Origin of the sequence: Gelidibacter sp. (assembly GCF_035577925.1) — a bacterium.
Lineage (GTDB): Bacteria > Bacteroidota > Bacteroidia > Flavobacteriales > Flavobacteriaceae > Gelidibacter.
In genome coordinates this window covers 1-1,839 of record NZ_DATJCY010000021.1, presented here as the reverse complement: position 1 = coordinate 1,839, position 1,839 = coordinate 1, and the positions used below count along the sequence as shown (strand labels likewise).

Here is a 1,839-nt window from a genome sequence, read left to right as displayed (position 1 = left end):
GCCATGCCATAATACACATCAATGCGATTGGGTTGCCCGATATCGTCACGACGATCAATTCCTGTAGGAAACACAACATCGCCAACAACGCCAATAGTTTCGACATCCAATTCTGGTGCTAAAATAGGTTTTGGAGAACGGTAAAGTATTTTTTGAGGTTCAGTTTCTGACAGAATCATAACACCAACAGAATAAGTATATTTAGGGATTTCATCGGTACACTCATCGTGTTTCTTAACACCATGATAAATTAACAACCAGCCATGTTTTGTTAAAACTGGAGGAGCTCCACCACCAATCTTCAAGTTTTCCCAAGGAAACACAGGATGTGCCAAACGATAATGCGACGTGAATCTCGCATTTTGTAAAGAGGTGTTTTTTCCTTGTTTTAGATTGAAATAAGAAATCCAGATACTTTCTTTATGGATATCAACATCCCTGTTTTCATCAAGTTTAACCGTCTCTTCAGGTTTTGTATTTGGAAAAAGTGGACGATGCAACATCGCAATGGAGTTATGATTATGTGGACTCGGAAGATTCACCGGAAAAAAACTGGCATCTTTATCATCAATATTATTAAAATCGATCGTTTTATAAGGTGTAAAACACACCAATCCCATACGTTCCCAATTAAAAAGATCCTTTGATCTGGCCATTGCAATACGTGGTCCGTGAGGGCCATAAGCCGTATATGTCATGATATAATGATCAACAGCTTTGACAAATGTAATTCTCGGATCTTCACATCCACCACCACCATTGGGCCGCTTTTCATAATCGGTTTTGGGTTCTAAGGCAATACCGAGCCGCTCTACTCCAATTGGATTTCCAGATTTGTCAAATTTAACTTTGGCAATACCAATCCGCGAATAATTATTTTTTGCCACCAAACGCGGAAAAATATAAAGTTCACCATCCGGCCCACGAGTTACCGCGGGATTGAGAACGCCTTCAGTTTCCATTGCATTTCCAGGTTCTGATTGCATTAATGTACAAATACGATGTAATTTGAATGGCGTCATAACACGTATTTTTTAGATTGATGATTAGAACATGCAATAATGGTTTCAATAATTCTCTTGGTTTCTTCGTCATCTCTTACGGGAATACATGTGATACCAGTTTTTCGGGCTGGGAAATCATTACCGCCTTCAAATAGGGCGTCACCGATAAAAAGCATTTCAGAAATATCGATATGCAAAATATCTTTAAGTTTTTGAATCCCATAGCCTTTATCAATTCCTGGTTTTACAATATCTATAGACGTTGTTCCGCCCATTGCCACTGAAAAACCTGGAAGCATATTTTTTAACGGTTCAACAATTTTTCGTCGTTTTTCAAAGTTGCCATCCCAATTTTTTTTGGCTTCCAAAGGTGCTTGCTGTCCCAATGCAGAAAAAGTAATCTGGCTACCACGGTCTTCTATCTGGGCGCCCCAAGTTTTATTGATATCAAGATGTGCATCTGCAACTGCTACATTCAAACTATTAAGGATTTTGGTTCTTTCAGTGTCAGAAAATTTTTCTTCATACAATTTTGTCCAATCCTTTTCGTATTGGTAAAACTTAGTGCCGCATGTGGGAAGAATAGCAAGTTTTTGGAGATTTGTATGTTGTGGCAATCTTCCCAAAACTTGTTTTTGAAACTGTGGCCAATCGCCGCCAGAAATAATGGCTACACCAGCTACATCAAGCAAAGTCTTTAATAAAGAGGACATTTCGTCGTCAATAGGAGATTTACTCTTGGCCAACGTGCCATCCAAATCAAATATGATCAATTTTTTCATGTGTTTTATTTCTTATCGGGAACTGATATTTGTAGCAGGGTAACTTTATTTTC

Annotated in this window: 2 protein-coding genes; both read right to left on the bottom strand. The window is 38.4% G+C overall.

Annotation, left to right across the window (positions count from 1 at the left end):
- Positions 1-1,022, bottom strand: a 1,022-nt coding sequence (locus tag VNJ50_RS00545; RefSeq protein WP_325578027.1) for a hypothetical protein, incomplete at its 3' end; no start/stop codon positions are given.
- Positions 1,019-1,786, bottom strand: coding sequence for an HAD-IIB family hydrolase (locus VNJ50_RS00540; protein ID WP_325578025.1), 768 nt, complete (start codon positions 1,784-1,786; stop codon positions 1,019-1,021). The genes VNJ50_RS00540 and VNJ50_RS00545, both read right to left, overlap by 4 nt.
- Positions 1,787-1,839 lie beyond the last annotated feature (53 nt).